The organism is Curtobacterium sp. MCSS17_016, assembly GCF_003234255.2.
In the GTDB taxonomy this organism is placed as follows: domain Bacteria; phylum Actinomycetota; class Actinomycetes; order Actinomycetales; family Microbacteriaceae; genus Curtobacterium; species Curtobacterium flaccumfaciens.
Map to the genome: position 1 here is coordinate 3,723,883 of NZ_CP126254.1, position 14,612 is coordinate 3,738,494.

Sequence of the window (14,612 nt, forward strand, 5' to 3'; positions counted from 1 at the left end):
GTCACCACCGACGTCCGATGATCGGAAATGACGTTTTCCCCTTCCCTTGCGCACGATCGCTCGCTACGCTTCCTGATCATCGATCACCCGGATCGATCCGGACCCGGAAGGCTCCCATGACCGACACCTTCGTGAGCGCTGAACTGGCCTCGCAGCCGGAGACCTGGCGTGCAGCCGCCGCGCTCCTGCCGACCTTCGCCGACGCGCTGCCCCAGCCGGGCGAACGCGTGGCCGTGATCGGCTGCGGCACGAGCTGGTTCATCGCCATGAGCTACGCCGTCGCCCGTGAGCAGGCGGGCCTCGGCGTGACCGATGCCTTCGCCGGGTCGGAGTACCCCGCGTCCCGCGAGTACGACCGCGTGCTCATGATCAGCCGCTCGGGCACGACGACCGAGATCGTCGACCTGCTGCAGGCCCTGCCGTCGCAGCGGACCGTCCTGATCACGGCCGTCGCCGACAGCCCTGCCGCGGCCGTCGCCGACCAGGTGGTCGCCCTGCCCTTCGCCGACGAGCGCTCGGTCGTCCAGACCCGCTTCGCCACCACGACGCTCGCACTGCTGCGGGCGTCCATCGGTGACGACGTCGACGCGCTCGCAGCCCAGGCCGAGACCGCGCTGACGGTGCCGATCGACGACCTGCTCGACGCCGAGCAGGTCTCGTTCGTCGGTCGTGGGGCCGCAGTCGGCCTGACGTTCGAAGCCGCGCTCAAGACGCGTGAGGCCGCGCAGTTCTGGGCTGAGTCCTACCCGGCGATGGACTACCGGCACGGTCCCATCGCGATCGCCCAGCCCGGCCGGCTCGTCTGGTCGCTCGGCACGGCACCCGAGGGCCTGGCCGACGAGGTCGCCACCACCGGCGCCCGCTTCGTCCAGCACGACCTCGACCCGATCGCCGGACTCGTCGTGGTGCACCGGTTCGCCGTCGCCCTGGCCGAGGGACGCGGGCTCGACCCGGACAACCCCCGGTCGCTCACCCGGTCGGTCATCCTCACCTGATGGGTGGCGCAGGCGCGGTGCTCGGGGTCGACGTCGGCGGCACGGGCATCAAGACCCGGCTGACGACGGCCGACGGACTCGTCCTCGACGAGACTCGGGTACCGACGCCGCGCGACGACCCGGGCGCCGAGCGCCTCGCCGCCGTCGTCGCCGAACTGGCCGCACAGGCCACCCGACGGGCGCCGCTCGGAGCCATCGGGGTGGTGACCCCCGGCGTCGTCGACGAGACCCGCGGCACCGTGGACGTGTCCGTCAACCTCGGGTGGCGCGACGTCCCGGTGCGTGACCTCGTCCGTGCCGAGCTCCTGCGTCACGGGATCGACGTGCCGCTCGCCTTCGGCCACGACGTCCGCGCCGGCGCCCTGGCCGAGGTCCGGGCCGGTGACCCGGCGCTCTCGCGGGGGTCGGTCTCGTTCGTGCCGGTCGGCACCGGGCTCGCGAGCGCCCTGGTGGTCGACGGCGTCGTCGTGTCCGGCGGTGGCTGGGCGGGGGAGATCGGGCAGGTCCGCATCCAGACCGGTCCGCACGCGGGCCACCGCGTCGAGGAGATCGCGTCCGCCGGGGGAGTCGCACGTCGTTCCGGCGCGCCGTCCGCTCACGCCGCCATGCTCCTGGTCCGCCAGGGCGACCCCGCAGCCCGTGCGGTCTGGGACGACTGCGTCGCGGTCCTGGCCGACGCGCTCGCCTGGACGACCGCGGTCGCCGGGGTCCACACCATCATCGTCGGCGGGGGACTCGCCGAGTCGGGGCCGCTGCTGCTCGACCCGCTGCGCGACGCCGTCACGGAGCGCCTGCAGGGCGTCCGTGTCCCCGTCGTCGTCCCCGCCCGGCACGGCGACGCAGCCGGCGCCATCGGAGCGGGGATCCTCGCACGCGCGCTGCTCGAGACCGAGACCGGGGTCCTGCTGTGACCACCCTCGTCCGGGCCCATCGCATCGTCACGGCCCAGGCAGACCTGCACGACGGCTGGCTCGTCATCGGTGACGACGACACCGTTCTGGCGACCGGCACCGGGTCCCCGATGCGCACGGACACCGCCGTCACCGTCGACGGTGCGGTCGTGCCCGGGTTCTTCGACCTGCACGCCCACGGGGCGCTCGGGCACGACTTCGCCAGCTGCTCCGCCGAGGACGCCCGTGCCGCCGCCGGGCACCACCGGTCGCGGGGCACGACCACCCTGGTCGGGTCCATCGCCACGGGAGAGCGCACGGACACCGTGGCGGCCCTCAGCCGGCTCCAGCCGCTCGTCGCGGACGGCACGCTCGCCGGGCTGCACCTGGAGGGGCCGTGGCTCGCGCCCGCTCGTCGCGGGGCGCACCGCGTCGACCTGCTGCACGCCCCGGACCCCGCCGAGGTCGACGCCTACTGCGACGCCGCGGGTGGCGCCCTGCGGATCGTCACGCTCGCGCCGGAGCTTCCGGGTGCACTCGACGCCGTCGCCCGCTTCGTCGAAGCCGGGGTCGTCGTCGCCATCGGCCACACCGCCGCCACCGCCGAGCAGACCCGCCGCGCGGTCGACGCCGGTGCCTCGCTCGTCACCCACCTGTTCAACGGGATGCCACCGCTGCACCACCGCGCGCCCGGGCCGGTCGGGGTCGCGCTCACCGACGACCGCGTGCTGCTCGAGTGCATCGTCGACGGCCACCACCTCGACCCCGTGACGGTCACGCTCGTGCAGCGCAGTGCTCCGGGCCGGATGGTCCTGGTCTCCGACGCCATGGCGGCGACGGGCTGCCCCGACGGGGCGTACACGGTGGCCGGATCGGCGGTGACCGTCCGCGACGGGCTCGCCGTGCTCGCCGACGGTTCGTCGCTGGCGGGCAGCACGATCACGGTCGCCGACGCCGTCCGCCGCCTGCTCGACGCGGGGACCGACCTGCCCGAGGTCGTCGCGGCGTCCGCGGCGCGCGCGGCACGGCTGCTCGGGGCACCGGCACCGCTCAGCGTGGGCGCCCCCGCCGACCTGGTCGTGCTCGACCCGGAGCGCGGCAGCGTCCGAGCCCTGCCGACGGCGGTCGCCGCATGATCCTCGTCGTCACCCCGAACCCGGCCGTCGACGTGACCTACCGCGTCGCCGAACAGCGCATCGGCGAGACCCAGCGCGTGCTCGAGGTCCAGCGGCGCCCCGGCGGCAAGGGCTTGAACGTCGGACGGGTCCTCGCAGCCACCGGTGTCCCGACCCACGCCGTGCTGCCCCTCGGCGGCGACGGCGGGCACTGGATCGCCCATGCCCTCGACGACCTCGGGCTCGTCCACACCGACGTCGCTGTCCGTGGCGAGACCCGCACGACCGTGACGGTGGTGGACGACCTCGCGCACCCGACGATGTTCGGCGAGCCCGGGCCCGTGCTCAGCCCCGACGAGTGGGACACCGTCACCAGCGCGGTCGAGCAACTGCTCGACGACGGCGTCGCCGGCGGCACCCGCGGTGCCGCCGGCGCCCCGGCCGCCGCGGCCCTGGTCGTGTCGGGCTCACTGCCCCGCGACACCGACCCCACGGTCGTCGCCCGCTGGGTCACCACCGCCCGCCGCCGCGGTGCGCTCTCCGTGGTCGACTGCTCGGGCACCGCGCTGCTGGCTGCCGCGTCGGCCGGGGCGACGGTCTGCAAGCCAAACCGCGAGGAACTGCTCGAGGCCACGGGCACGGACGACGAGCGCTCGGGGGCACTCCGGCTCCTCGGACTCGGCGCGACGGTCGTCGTGGTCTCTCGCGGCTCCGACGGCATCGCCGCCCACACCACCGAGCACGTGCTCGAGGTGCCGGCGGTCCCCGGGGTCTCGGGTAACCCCACCGGCGCCGGCGACGCAGCCACCGCCGGACTCGTCGGTGTCCTGGTCGATGTCCTCGTCGGTGCTGGCCTCTCCGCGCCCGACGGCAGCGTCCCGGCCCCCGACGACGCCACCCTGTTCCGAGCCCTCCGCTCCGCCGCTGCACACGGGGCCGCCGCCGTCCTCCAGCCGGTGGCCGGCGTGGTCGACCCGGCAGACGTCGACCGCTTCCTGTCCACCCCGCCCGCTCCCGCCCACGACCGAACGAGGACCCCCGCATGATCACCGACCTCGCCCTCACCGGCCTGCTCGACACCGCCCGCACGGCACGCCGCGGGGTCGGTGCGTTCAACGTGGTGCTGCTCGAGCACGCCGAGGCGATCGTCTCCGGCGCCGAGCTGGCCGGTCTGCCGGTGATCCTGCAGATCAGCGAGAACTGCGTCCGGTACCACGGCGGCCTCGCACCGATCACGACCGCGACCCAGGCGGTCGCTCGTGCCGCCGACGTCGAGGTCCTCGTGCACCTCGATCACATCGAGGACCCGGAGCTGGTGGCGGCCGGCGTCGACCTGGGCGTCGACTCGGTCATGTACGACGGCTCACACCTGGACTTCGCCGCCAACGTGGCAGTGACCCGCGAACTCGCTGCCCGGTGTCACGCCGCGGGCGTCGCGATCGAGGCCGAGCTCGGCGAGGTCGGCGGCAAGGACGGTGTGCACGCGCCCGGCGTCCGCACCGATCCGACCGACGCCGCCGCGTTCGTGGCCGACACCGGGGTCGATGCCCTGGCGGTCGCGGTGGGGACCTCGCACGCGATGCAGACCCGCGAGGCGTCGGTGGACCGTGACCTGGTCGAGCGCCTCCGTGCCGCGGTGCCGGTGCCTCTCGTGCTGCACGGGTCCTCGGGCCTGTCCGACGACGAACTCCGCGGCGCCGTGCACGCGGGGATGACGAAGATCAACATCTCGACGCACCTGAACGGCCTGTTCACCCGTGCGCTCCGTACCGTGCTCGATGAGCGGCCGGACGTCGTCGACCCGCGCAAGTACGTGTCGGCGGGCCGGGACGCCATCGCCACCGAGACGGCACGGCTGCTGACGCTCCTGCACGCCTGACGCGCGAGCGGGCGCTCAGCAGAGCGGGACGTTCACCGCCAGCCCGCCCATCGCGGTCTCCTTGTACTTCGACGACATGTCCGCCCCGGTCTGCCGCATCGTCTCGACGACCTGGTCGAGCGACACGTGGTGCACCCCGTCCCCGCGCAGGGCCATCCGGGCGGCGTTGATCGCCTTGTTCGCCGCGATCGCGTTCCGCTCGATGCACGGGATCTGCACCAGGCCGCCGATCGGGTCGCAGGTCAGCCCGAGGTTGTGCTCCATCGCGATCTCGGCGGCGTTCTCGACCTGCTCCGGCGTGCCCCCGAGGACCTCGGCGAGTCCCGCAGCCGCCATCGACGCCGCCGAACCGACCTCGCCCTGGCAGCCGACCTCGGCGCCGGAGATCGACGCCCGTTCCTTGTAGATCGACCCGATCGCGCCGGCGGTGAGCAGGAACCGCACGACGGCGTCGTCCCGTTCGGCGGCGCGGGCCTCGGCGACCGTGGGCACGTAGGTGAGCGCGTAGTACAGGACCGCGGGGATGATGCCGGCTGCGCCGTTCGTCGGGGCGGTGACGACGCGGCCTCCGGTGGCGTTCTCCTCGTTGACCGCCATGGCGACGAGGTTCACCCACTCCATCGCGAACAGCGGGTCGTGGTCGGGGTCCTCGCGGGTGAGCTGCTCGTGCCAGGTGGCGGCGCGGCGGCGGACGTCGAGTCCCCCGGGCAGGCACCCGCCCCGGCGGACGGATCGGTCGACGCACGACTCCATCACGCCGTGGATGCCCAGCAGTCCGGACCGGATCTCGGCGTCCGTCCGGGTGACGGCCTCGTTCGCCAGGGCGACGCCGCTGATCGGCAGGCCGGAACCGGCACACGCGGCGAGCAGCTCGGCGCCGCTCGAGAACGGGTACGGCACGGCGTCGTCGACCGGGATCGCGGCACCGGCGACGGCAGCGGATGCGTCGGCCGCGGGCTCCGCCGCCTCGTCCCGTGCGATGAACCCGCCACCGATCGAGTAGTAGGTCTCGTCGGCCAGGTCGGTCCCGTCGGCGTCACGGGCACGCAGCCGCATGGCGTTCGGGTGCCGGGGCAGCATCGTCAGGGGGTGCAGGACGATGTCGGCGAGGCGGAACGGCACGCTCGCACCGCCATCGAGGCGCAGGACACCGTCGCGTTCCACGGCGTCGAGCGCGAGGACCATGGCATCGGGGTCGACGGTCTCCGGGTGTGACCCCATGAGCCCGGCGACGACGGCACCGAGCGTGCCGTGGCCCTGCCCGGTCGACGCGAGGGACCCGTACAGGTCGACCACCACGGACGCGACGGGCAGGCCACGGACGAGGGTGGCGAACTCGGCACCGGCCCGCATCGGGCCGACGGTGTGCGAGCTCGAGGGGCCGACACCGACGCTGAACAGATCGAAGACGGAGACCGGCACGCCGCCACACTAACCCGTCCGGACGGACCGGTGCTCAGCGCCGCCGACCACCCTCGGGCGGCATCACGAACCACAGCACGACGTACGCGATCCACAGCGGCCCGGGGAAGAAGCTCAGGATGACCCAGACCACCCGGACCAGGGTGCGGGACAGGTTGAAGCGGTCGGCGAGACCGGCGCAGACGCCGGCCAGCAGACGACCGTTGCGGGGACGGGAGAGTGTGCTCATACCGACGACGCTACGCAACGCCGCCGGTCGAGCGCATCCGGGACGCACCCCGAGCGTGGTGGGGGAAACCCCCGGACCGGCCCTGAGCGGCCCTGGGATCAGGGGATGAGGACGATCTTGCCGCGGGTGTGGCCCTGCTCGAGCTCCTCGAAGGCGTCCTGCACACGGTCGAGCGGGTAGGTCGCGGCGATCGGCACCTCGATGGCACCGTTCGCGACCTCCAGTGCGAGCGCCCCGAGGATCTCCGGGTCGGCGGTGTCCGCGCTGCCCGAGGCCTTCGCGCCGACCTCGGCGGCCTCCTCGAACGCGATGATCGTCTCGATGCGGTCGACCGGCACCCCGAGGGCGATACCGAGCCGGACGTACTCGGCGCCGTGCGTGTCGATCACGGCGTCGATGCCGTTGGTCGCGAGTTCGGTGATGCGCTCCTGCAGCCCGTCGCCGTACGCGACCGGCCGTGCACGCTTGGAGCGGAGCCACTCGTGGTTCGCCTCGGAGGCGACGGCGATGACGTCGATGCCCTCGTTCGCGAGGAGCTGGGTGACGAAGCCGCCGACCCCGCCGGCGGCGCCGGACACCACGACGGTCTCGCCCGGACGCGGGTCGACCGCACGGACGGCTGCGGCTGCGGTGGTCGCGATGACGTCGAGGCCACCCGCCACGGCCCAGTCGAGCAGGCGTGGCTTCTGGACGACCTGGACGGCCGGCACGGAGACGTACTCGGCCTGGCTGGCGCGGTCCCACGACCAGCCGATGACCTCTTCGCCCTCGTCGACGCCGTCCACCTCGGCCCCGACGGCCACCACGATGCCGGCGAAGTCGGTGCCCTGCCCGGACGGCAGATCGCCGCCGAACGCACCCTGGCGGATGGCGGACTCACCGGGGTTGATGCCCGCGGCGCGGACGCGGACGAGCACCCGCCCGGGCGTCACCTCGGGAACGGGCACCTCGGCGACGTGCAGGACCGATCGGTCACCCCACTCGTCGAAGCGGACAGCGCGCATGGTCTCCGGGATCTCAGTCATCGGAACCGACGCTACCCCGGCGCGCGACACCCGGTCTGCGTGGACCGCTCCATCCCTGCGAGGACGCGAAAGGGAGAGGGTGCGAGACTGGGGGCATGCCCATCCTGAACAAGGACATGCAGGTCTGCATGTCGCTGGCCGCGCGCCCGAGCAACATCGGCACCCGGTTCCACAACTTCCTGTACGACGAGCTCGGCCTCAACTTCCTGTACAAGGCGTTCACCACGACCGATCTGCCCGGCGCCGTCGCCGGCATCCGCGCGCTCGGGATCCGCGGCTGCTCGGTGTCGATGCCATTCAAGGAGGCGATCATCCCGCTGGTCGACCACATCGAGGACTCCGCCGCCGCGATCCAGTCGGTCAACACGGTCGTGAACGACGACGGCGTGCTCACCGCGTCGAACACCGACTACGAGGCGATCGCCGCCCTGCTCGGGTCGCACCAGGTCGACCCGGCTTCGCGGGTGCTGCTCCGCGGCTCGGGCGGCATGGCCAAGGCCGTCACGGCGGCGTTCCGCGGTGCCGGCTTCGACCGGTTGACGGTCGTCGCCCGCAACGAGCAGACCGGCCCGGCCCTGGCGTCGCAGTACGGCTACGAGTGGGTCGCCGACGAGCGCGAGGCGGGGGAGACCGACCTGGTCGTCAACGTCACCCCGCTCGGCATGCGCGGCGACCAGCAGGACGCACTCGCCTTCGCGCCGGAACGGATCGAGGCGGCGCACACCGTCTTCGACGTGGTCGCGTTCCCGTCGGAGACCCCGCTCGTGCGGGCGGGTCGCGACGCCGGCAAGCACGTCATCACCGGCGCCGAGGTCATCGCCCTGCAGGCGGCCCGTCAGTTCGAGCGGTACACGGGCGTCGCCCTGACCGACGACCAGGTGGCGCGGGCCAGCGAGTTCTCGCGCGCCGAGTAGTCGACGCACCCAGAGGGCGGACGGGAGGCCCGGGGCGACGCCGCCACGGGCCTCCCGTCCGTCTCGTGGGCCGTCTCAGGCGTTCGCCGCGCGCCCGACGGCCACCCACTCGAGCCGGCGGAGCGTCTCGCGGTTGCGGATCCAGATGAGCGGCTGCATGAGGAAGTCGGGCACGTAGGAGCCCGGTCCGGCCACGGCGTTCTCGGTGATCGTGACCTTGCTGCCGTGCCGGTGCGATTCGACCGTCAGTTCGACGCGGGCCTCGCCGATGGGCCAGCCCTTCGGCTGGATGACCATGCGGTGCGGCGGCTCCCACACCAGCGACGTCGTGACGTCGTTGATGACGATCGGCCACGCACCGAACGAGTGGTGCAGGTGGGTGCCGACCTGCGGCCAGCCGGACTCCTCCTTGCGCATGCGCGAGGCCCCGACCACCCAGGTCGTGTAGAGCCACCCGTCGCCGAGCACGTCGAAGACGGCTTCGGGACGGCAGTGCAGGATGCGGACGTTCTTCGCCATGGTGATCAGCCTTCCGGGGTGAGGTCGACGTCCTCCGGCAGGCCGAAGGTGTGTCGGAGCGCGCTCTTCGCGGCGTGCCATCCGGCCATGCCGTGCACGCCGGGGCCGGGCGCGGAGGACTCGGAGCACAGGTACATGCCGCCGCCCATCCGCCACGGGTCGCTGGACAGGACGGGGCGCTTGACGAGCTGCCAGAAGCTCGCGGCACCGGCGGCGATGTCGCCACCGACGTAGTTCGGGTTGTACTCGCCCATCTGCACGGCGGTGCGGGAGCTCGACGACAGGATCGTGTCGCGGAACCCCGGCGCGAACCGCTCGATCTGGCGGGTGACGGCCTCGGTCGGGTCGACGTCCGACCCCGCGGGGACGTGCGCGTAGGCCCAGAAGACGTGCTTGCCCTTCGGGGCGCGGGTCGGGTCCACCACGGTCGGCTCCGCGCCGAGCACGTACGGGCGCTCGGCGTGCTGCCCGTGCGCCACCGCCCGTTCGGCCTCCGCGATCTCCTGGCGGGTCCCGCCGATGTGCACGGTCCCGGCCTTCCGCAGCGACTCGTTGGTCCACGGCACCGGGTCGGACAGCGCGAAGTCGACCTTCGCCGCCGCGTTGCCGAACCGGAAGCGCCGCAGTGCACCGTGCTTCCGGGTCGGGATCTGCTTGCCCGCGATCCGGAGCATGCCCGGCACGCTGGTGTCGAACAGCACCGCCTTCGCCGGGGTGAGGTCACCGAGCGATCGGACCTCCTGCCCGGTGACGATGCGGCCGCCGTGCGCGACGAGGTCCGCGGCGAGCGCGTCCACGATCGCCCGGCTGCCACCGATCGGCACCGGCCAGCCGCGGGCGTGCGCGTACGAGCCGAGCGACAGGGCAGCCGCCGCGGTGGACAGGGACGGCAGGTGCTGGATCGAGTGCGCGGCGACGCCGGACACCATCGCCGGGGCGGCCTCGCCGCGGAAGCGCAGGTTCCACGCGGGGGTGCCCTGCTCGAGCGCCCGCAGACCGAAGCGCAGGACCGTCAGGGGGTGCCGCGGCACGTGCAGCAGCGCGTCGGTCGCGAAGTCGGCGACCTGGTCGGCGTTCTCCGCCAGCGGGGCCATCAGCTGCTTGAAGGCCGGCCCGTCCACGCCGAGCTCGGCGGCGGTGCGGTCGAGGTCCTGGTAGGCGATGCCGGCGCGCCCGCCGTCGAGCGGGTGGCCGTACTGCACCTCGGGCAGGCGGAGCTCGATGCGCTCCTCCATCCGGAACAGCCGGAAGAACTCGGACTGCAGGGCCATCGGGTGCACGGCGGAGCAGACGTCGTGCAGGAAGCCGGGCAGGGTGAGCTCGGCCGTGCGGGCGCCGCCGCCGATCGTGTCGTTCCGTTCGACGACCTCGACCGACAGTCCGGCGCGTGCGAGCGTCACCGCTGCCGCGAGCCCGTTCGGTCCCGCTCCGACGACCACCGCATCAACCATGCACCGAGCCTAGGGACTCGTGACTGCGTGTGGTGTCGGTCAGATCACCGAGGCGCCTGTCGACACCGCCACTCGCTTCCGATCCAGGACGTCGTCGATACGGTGCGCACCGGTGATGAACGCTGCTGCGTCGGGGTCGATCGCTCGGGCGATCGCGACGATGTCGTCGCGGATGGCCGGCAACGGCGCATTGTGGATCGGTTCGTGGTGGGCGAGCCGGTTCCGGAATCTCCGCACGGCATCGAGTCGCCGGTGCAGCTGCTTGCGTCGGACCGCCCCCAGGCCGGGGAACGCGTGCACGAGCCGGGGCTGCCAGAGCGTCGTCTCGTAGCTCCAGATCGGGTCTCGGGGGATCCCCGCATCGGTGAGGCCGACCCAGAAACCGAAGCTCGTCGCGGCGACCACCTGATCCGGTTCGGGATCGGTGAAGCCCCGTCGCCGCAGGGTTCGAGTTGCGTCGTCGACCGCTCGGCGTTCGCGGTCCAGCAGGTGGACAGCGGAGTCGTTCCACCAGTCGTCACGACGGCCCCGGCGGAGTTCGTCGTGGAGAGCATTCCGGACGAACACTTCGAGGCAACCGACGGGACCCCAGAACGCCGACGCGATTTCTGAGTTCCAGGCGTAGAGCCGGGCGGCGAGGTCGGTACGGCCGTCGTAGCGAGCCGTGTACCGGTCGAAGCGCGCTGCGCTGAGCAGCCTCGGGAGCGCCTGCAGCGTGGCTGGATCGATCATCGCGCCCCTCGTCGCACCCCTCTGAGACAGCAATCGCCCCAGGAGTCCGGCGAGCCGAATGGTCCTGGGGCGTTACTCGATGAGCCTATCGAAGACGGGCCGGTATATCAAGTACCGGTCAGGTGCGCGAGGTGTCGGGGTCGGCCGGGTCCGACTCGTCCTGGTCACCATCGGCGTCGTCGGGCTCGTCGGCGTCGACCGGGGTCGATCCGACGGGGTGCTCGGCGAGCAACTCGGCGAAGTCCTCGTCGAGCATCTGCTGCAGCCGGTCGTCACGGCCGATCTCGTAGTCGTCCGCCGGGCGCTGCGCCCAACCGAGGCGTCCGACGACGGTGGTGCCGATGTCGTCCCAGGCGCGGGCCCGCGCGGCGAGCACGATGCCGTCGACGAAGTGCTGGTCGTCGCGCCGCTTGTCGAGCATGGTGGCGAGCTGCTCGTACGTGGCCTCGCGCATCCGGAGCTTCAGGTCGTCGCCCCGCCGGTAGTCGTGCTGGTGGCGGGAACGGCCCTTCTGCTTGCTCGAGGTGGAGCGGATCTCCCGCATGCGTGCGGCGTCGCCCCGCTCTTCCTCGGCCATGCGGTGGAGTTCCTCGCGCGTGGCCTCGGCGATGAGCGCGTGGTCGAAGTACCCCTGGTCACGCAGGGCGTTCGTGATGATGCGGTTGGCCACCGCGATGGTGACGGCGGCCTTCGCGATGAGGAAGCCCTCGTCGACCGCCCGCTTCAGTTCGACCTGGCTGATGGGTCGATCGCGCACGTCGGGGTTGCGTCGTCCGAACAAGGCCATGCTCCGACGATACCGGCGACCGGTGTCGGTCGGCCTGCACGACGGCGACGGGCGTCAGAGCAGCAGGCCGTACACCGCGACGTCGACACGCTCGGGCCCGAGGGGCAGCGCGCCGCGCAGCGTGCCCTCGTGCGCGAAGCCGAGCCGCTCGGCGAGCCCCCGGCTCCGCGCGTTGTCGACCGCCGTCCGGATCTCCATCCGTGCGGACCCGCGCGCCCGGGCGACCCCGATCAGCACCGTGGCGGCCCGCCGGACGACACCACGGCCCTCCTGTCCGGCGTCCACCCAGTAACCGAGCGATGCCTGGCCCAGGTACGGATCGAACGTCAGCGAGGCCACCCCGACGATGCGGTCGTCCGCGCGGATGACGCAGGGCAGCGCGCGGTCCATCGCGAACTGGCCGAGCAGCCGCTCGGTGTGCAGGGCGATGGCCGCGCGGGTCTGGGGATCCCAGGCCCAGGGCTCGGCGGCCCGCAGACGATCGGTGTTGGCGTGCACGAGTGCGAGCACCGGGTCGACCGTCGTCAGGTCGCGCAGCGTCAGCGTGTAGCCGTCACCGAGGTCGCGTCCGAACGTCGTCACCGTCCAGACACTAGGCACCCCTGCCTGTCACTCGTACCGGAGCGCCTCGATCGGGTTCTGCCGTGCCGCTCGTCGTGCCGGCAGGGTGCCCGCCAGGAACGCGATGAACATCACGACGAGGATGATCGTGGCGACCGACCCCGGCGCGAACTGCATGATCTGCAGCCCCGGCAGGTCCTTGAGGAGCGTGCCGGCCAGGACGTTCGAGATCCCGGTGCCGAGCAGGATCGCGACCCCGGCGCCGATGGCACTGCCGAGGAACCCGATGAACACCGCCTCGAGCGAGAACAGCGTGTAGACCTTGCCGCCACCCATGCCCATCGCCTTCATCAGGCCGATCTCGCGGGTGCGCTCCTGCACGCTCATGAGCAGGGTGTTGATGATGCCGAAGCCGGCGGCGACGAGGGCGATCACGGCGAAGGCGTTCAGGACCCCGACGATGCCGCTGATCACGGTCTGGAACTGACCGAGCTGGTCCTGGATGGTCTGGCCGAGGAACCCGTCGTCGGCCAGGGACTTCTTGACCGTGGTGACGGAGGCGTCGGCGTCGAGCGTCGCGGTGGCGCTGGCGTAGGACGTCGCGATCGAGTCGGGCTTGCCGATCTCCTGCGCGGCCTGCATGGCGTCGGTCAGTGCGGCGTTCGCCCCGGCACCGCTGCCGAACAGCGACTCGTTCTGCACCCCGACGACGGTGGCGGTGAGCGTGTGCGCCTTGCCCTGGTAGTCGTCGACGGCGAACGTGAGCTCCTTGCCGACGGCGGCCGAGGCGCTGCCGAGACCCATGTTCTTCAGGTAATCGGTGGGCAGCATCACCTGGTTGGCGTCGGTCTCGTCGTCGAGCTGCTTGCCGCTCGCCAGGTCGGCGTCGAGCTCGCCGGCGTTGGCCGTGAGCGACACGACGTACTTGCCCTGGTCCCCGTACTCGGCGTACTTCGGCGCGAGGGCGACCGCGGGGCGGAGGCTCTTGATGCCGTCGGTCTTCTCGATGGCGTCGACGTCGGACTGCGAGAGGTACGAGAACGACGCCGGGCCGCGGTCGACGCTCTGACCGGACGCCTCGGGGTCGTACTTCGCCGGGCCGCTGTCGGTCGAGGTGGAGTCCACGGCCTTCGTGACGACCAGGGTGCCGTCGTCTCCGATCGAGGAGACCTGGCTGTCGATGTAGTTGCTGACGCCCGTGCCGATGGCCGAGGTGAGGGTGATCGTGAAGGCGCCGATGAAGATCGCGATGACGGTCAGGGTCGTGCGCAGCTTCGAGCGGAAGGTGTTCGAGACCGCGGTGCGCAGGAGGTCGAGGAAGTTCATGCGGAGTGCCTTCCGTGCGTGGCAGACGCGTCGACCGCGTCGTCGGGTCCGCCGACGATCAGGCCGTCGCGGACGTTGACGCTGCGGTCGCAGCGCGCGGCGAGCTCTTCGTCGTGCGTGACCACGACGAGCGTGATCCCCCGCTCGCGCTGCAGCCCGAACAGCATGTCCTCGACCACCTGCCCGGTGTTCGTGTCGAGGTTGCCGGTCGGCTCGTCGGCGAAGATCACGCTCGGCTCGCCGACCAGCGCCCGGGCGATGACCACGCGCTGCTTCTGGCCACCGGACAGGTCGTTGGCGTCGTTCTTGGCCTTGTCGGCCAGCCCGAGGGCGTCGAGCGCCGCCATGCCCCGGCGCTTCCGCTCGGCCCCGGAGACGCCGGCGATCTTGAGCGGGAGCACGACGTTGTCGAGCACCGAGGTCTTCGGCGTCAGGAAGAACTGCTGGAAGACGAACCCGAAGGTGCTGTTCCGGGTGCGGTTGACCTGGCGGGCACCGAGCGTCGCCGCGTCGGTGCCGTCGAGCAGCACCTGTCCGGCCGACGGCTTGTCGAGCAGTGCGAGCAGGTGCATCAGCGTCGACTTGCCGGAGCCGGACTTGCCGACGATCGCCAGGCTCTCGCCCTGGTGCACCGCCAGCGACACCCCCTTGAGCGCGTCGAACCGCGTCGCGCCGCGGCCGTAGGTCCTGGCGAGGTCACGGGCCTCGAGCACGGGAGTGGTCATGGGTTCACCGTAGTGTCCGATGCACGACTGCAAGTTTGCGTT

Annotated in this window: 16 protein-coding genes; 6 read left to right on the plus strand and 10 right to left on the minus strand. The window is 72.2% G+C overall.

Translation table 11 applies throughout. The features are described 5' to 3' along the window. Positions 1-116: 116 nt before the first annotated feature. The 5 genes from DEJ19_RS17550 to DEJ19_RS17570 are packed head-to-tail and all read left to right on the plus strand — an operon-like array spanning position 117 to position 4,879. A complete protein-coding gene (locus DEJ19_RS17550) occupies positions 117-995 on the plus strand; it encodes an SIS domain-containing protein (RefSeq protein WP_111232600.1) in 879 nt (292 codons plus the stop codon). Further along, positions 995-1,906 (plus strand): ROK family protein, encoded by a 912-nt coding sequence (locus DEJ19_RS17555; RefSeq protein WP_111232599.1) that lies wholly within the window; start codon positions 995-997, stop codon positions 1,904-1,906. The genes DEJ19_RS17550 and DEJ19_RS17555 overlap by 1 nt, the downstream gene beginning before the upstream one ends. Further along, positions 1,903-3,021 carry an N-acetylglucosamine-6-phosphate deacetylase gene (gene nagA / locus DEJ19_RS17560; protein WP_111232598.1) on the plus strand — a complete coding sequence of 373 codons (1,119 nt, stop codon included), beginning with the start codon at positions 1,903-1,905 and terminating at the stop codon, positions 3,019-3,021. Before DEJ19_RS17555 ends, nagA begins: the two co-directional genes overlap by 4 nt. Continuing rightward, the gene (locus tag DEJ19_RS17565) at positions 3,018-4,046 is read left to right on the plus strand and encodes a 1-phosphofructokinase family hexose kinase (RefSeq protein ID WP_111232597.1); all 1,029 of its coding nucleotides are present in this window, start codon (positions 3,018-3,020) and stop codon (positions 4,044-4,046) included. Before nagA ends, DEJ19_RS17565 begins: the two co-directional genes overlap by 4 nt. Further along, entirely contained in the window at positions 4,043-4,879 is an 837-nt protein-coding gene (locus tag DEJ19_RS17570; protein ID WP_111232596.1) for a class II fructose-bisphosphate aldolase, read from the plus strand. The genes DEJ19_RS17565 and DEJ19_RS17570 overlap by 4 nt, the downstream gene beginning before the upstream one ends. Positions 4,880-4,894: 15 nt before the next feature. Here the strand turns inward: DEJ19_RS17570 and DEJ19_RS17575 are convergent, their stop codons facing one another. The 3 genes from DEJ19_RS17575 to DEJ19_RS17585 all read right to left on the minus strand — a co-directional run bounded on the left by DEJ19_RS17575 (position 4,895) and on the right by DEJ19_RS17585 (position 7,555). Next, complete coding sequence (locus DEJ19_RS17575) at positions 4,895-6,301, minus strand: L-serine ammonia-lyase (RefSeq protein WP_111232595.1); 1,407 nt, start codon at positions 6,299-6,301, stop codon at positions 4,895-4,897. A gap of 34 nt (positions 6,302-6,335) precedes the next feature. Then, a complete protein-coding gene (locus DEJ19_RS17580; protein ID WP_027466823.1) occupies positions 6,336-6,530 on the minus strand; it encodes a PspC domain-containing protein in 195 nt (64 codons plus the stop codon). 98 nt (positions 6,531-6,628) lie between these two features. After that, positions 6,629-7,555 (minus strand): NADP-dependent oxidoreductase, encoded by a 927-nt coding sequence (locus tag DEJ19_RS17585; protein ID WP_258377343.1) that lies wholly within the window; start codon positions 7,553-7,555, stop codon positions 6,629-6,631. A gap of 95 nt (positions 7,556-7,650) precedes the next feature. Here DEJ19_RS17585 and DEJ19_RS17590 point away from each other — a divergent pair, with 95 nt between their 5' ends. Beyond that, on the plus strand, positions 7,651-8,469 hold the full coding sequence (locus DEJ19_RS17590) for a shikimate 5-dehydrogenase (protein ID WP_111094068.1): 819 nt from the start codon (positions 7,651-7,653) through the stop codon (positions 8,467-8,469). Positions 8,470-8,544: 75 nt separating this feature from the next. Here the strand turns inward: DEJ19_RS17590 and DEJ19_RS17595 are convergent, their stop codons facing one another. The 7 genes from DEJ19_RS17595 to DEJ19_RS17625 form a co-directional block, all read right to left on the minus strand. Beyond that, the gene (locus DEJ19_RS17595) at positions 8,545-8,988 is read right to left on the minus strand and encodes an SRPBCC family protein (protein ID WP_111232594.1); all 444 of its coding nucleotides are present in this window, start codon (positions 8,986-8,988) and stop codon (positions 8,545-8,547) included. Positions 8,989-8,993: 5 nt separating this feature from the next. Continuing rightward, positions 8,994-10,439 carry a phytoene desaturase family protein gene (locus tag DEJ19_RS17600; RefSeq protein WP_111232593.1) on the minus strand — a complete coding sequence of 482 codons (1,446 nt, stop codon included), beginning with the start codon at positions 10,437-10,439 and terminating at the stop codon, positions 8,994-8,996. Between the two features lie 39 nt (positions 10,440-10,478). Continuing rightward, positions 10,479-11,171 carry a hypothetical protein gene (locus DEJ19_RS17605; protein WP_110865303.1) on the minus strand — a complete coding sequence of 231 codons (693 nt, stop codon included), beginning with the start codon at positions 11,169-11,171 and terminating at the stop codon, positions 10,479-10,481. Between the two features lie 118 nt (positions 11,172-11,289). Further along, on the minus strand, positions 11,290-11,958 hold the full coding sequence (locus tag DEJ19_RS17610; RefSeq protein WP_111232592.1) for a hypothetical protein: 669 nt from the start codon (positions 11,956-11,958) through the stop codon (positions 11,290-11,292). 54 nt (positions 11,959-12,012) lie between these two features. Next, the gene (locus DEJ19_RS17615) at positions 12,013-12,540 is read right to left on the minus strand and encodes a GNAT family N-acetyltransferase (RefSeq protein WP_181441468.1); all 528 of its coding nucleotides are present in this window, start codon (positions 12,538-12,540) and stop codon (positions 12,013-12,015) included. Between the two features lie 27 nt (positions 12,541-12,567). After that, complete coding sequence (locus DEJ19_RS17620; RefSeq protein ID WP_111223364.1) at positions 12,568-13,845, minus strand: ABC transporter permease; 1,278 nt, start codon at positions 13,843-13,845, stop codon at positions 12,568-12,570. After that, positions 13,842-14,570, minus strand: coding sequence for an ABC transporter ATP-binding protein (locus DEJ19_RS17625; protein ID WP_031260145.1), 729 nt, complete (start codon positions 14,568-14,570; stop codon positions 13,842-13,844). The genes DEJ19_RS17620 and DEJ19_RS17625 overlap by 4 nt, the downstream gene beginning before the upstream one ends. Positions 14,571-14,612: the final 42 nt, after the last annotated feature.

What these genes read in the sequence shown, in the direction of transcription:
- DEJ19_RS17590 (WP_111094068.1), top strand. Translation starts at nt 7,651, where the DNA reads ATGCCCATCCTGAACAAGGACATGCAGGTCTGCATGTCGCTGGCCGCG.
- DEJ19_RS17620 (WP_111223364.1), bottom strand. Translation starts at nt 13,845, where the DNA reads ATGAACTTCCTCGACCTCCTGCGCACCGCGGTCTCGAACACCTTCCGC.
- DEJ19_RS17580 (WP_027466823.1), bottom strand. Translation starts at nt 6,530, where the DNA reads ATGAGCACACTCTCCCGTCCCCGCAACGGTCGTCTGCTGGCCGGCGTC.
- DEJ19_RS17605 (WP_110865303.1), bottom strand. Translation starts at nt 11,171, where the DNA reads ATGATCGATCCAGCCACGCTGCAGGCGCTCCCGAGGCTGCTCAGCGCA.
- DEJ19_RS17595 (WP_111232594.1), bottom strand. Translation starts at nt 8,988, where the DNA reads ATGGCGAAGAACGTCCGCATCCTGCACTGCCGTCCCGAAGCCGTCTTC.
- DEJ19_RS17610 (WP_111232592.1), bottom strand. Translation starts at nt 11,958, where the DNA reads ATGGCCTTGTTCGGACGACGCAACCCCGACGTGCGCGATCGACCCATC.
- DEJ19_RS17570 (WP_111232596.1), top strand. Translation starts at nt 4,043, where the DNA reads ATGATCACCGACCTCGCCCTCACCGGCCTGCTCGACACCGCCCGCACG.
- DEJ19_RS17565 (WP_111232597.1), top strand. Translation starts at nt 3,018, where the DNA reads ATGATCCTCGTCGTCACCCCGAACCCGGCCGTCGACGTGACCTACCGC.
- DEJ19_RS17625 (WP_031260145.1), bottom strand. Translation starts at nt 14,570, where the DNA reads ATGACCACTCCCGTGCTCGAGGCCCGTGACCTCGCCAGGACCTACGGC.
- DEJ19_RS17555 (WP_111232599.1), top strand. Translation starts at nt 995, where the DNA reads ATGGGTGGCGCAGGCGCGGTGCTCGGGGTCGACGTCGGCGGCACGGGC.
- DEJ19_RS17600 (WP_111232593.1), bottom strand. Translation starts at nt 10,439, where the DNA reads ATGGTTGATGCGGTGGTCGTCGGAGCGGGACCGAACGGGCTCGCGGCA.
- DEJ19_RS17550 (WP_111232600.1), top strand. Translation starts at nt 117, where the DNA reads ATGACCGACACCTTCGTGAGCGCTGAACTGGCCTCGCAGCCGGAGACC.
- DEJ19_RS17585 (WP_258377343.1), bottom strand. Translation starts at nt 7,555, where the DNA reads ATGACTGAGATCCCGGAGACCATGCGCGCTGTCCGCTTCGACGAGTGG.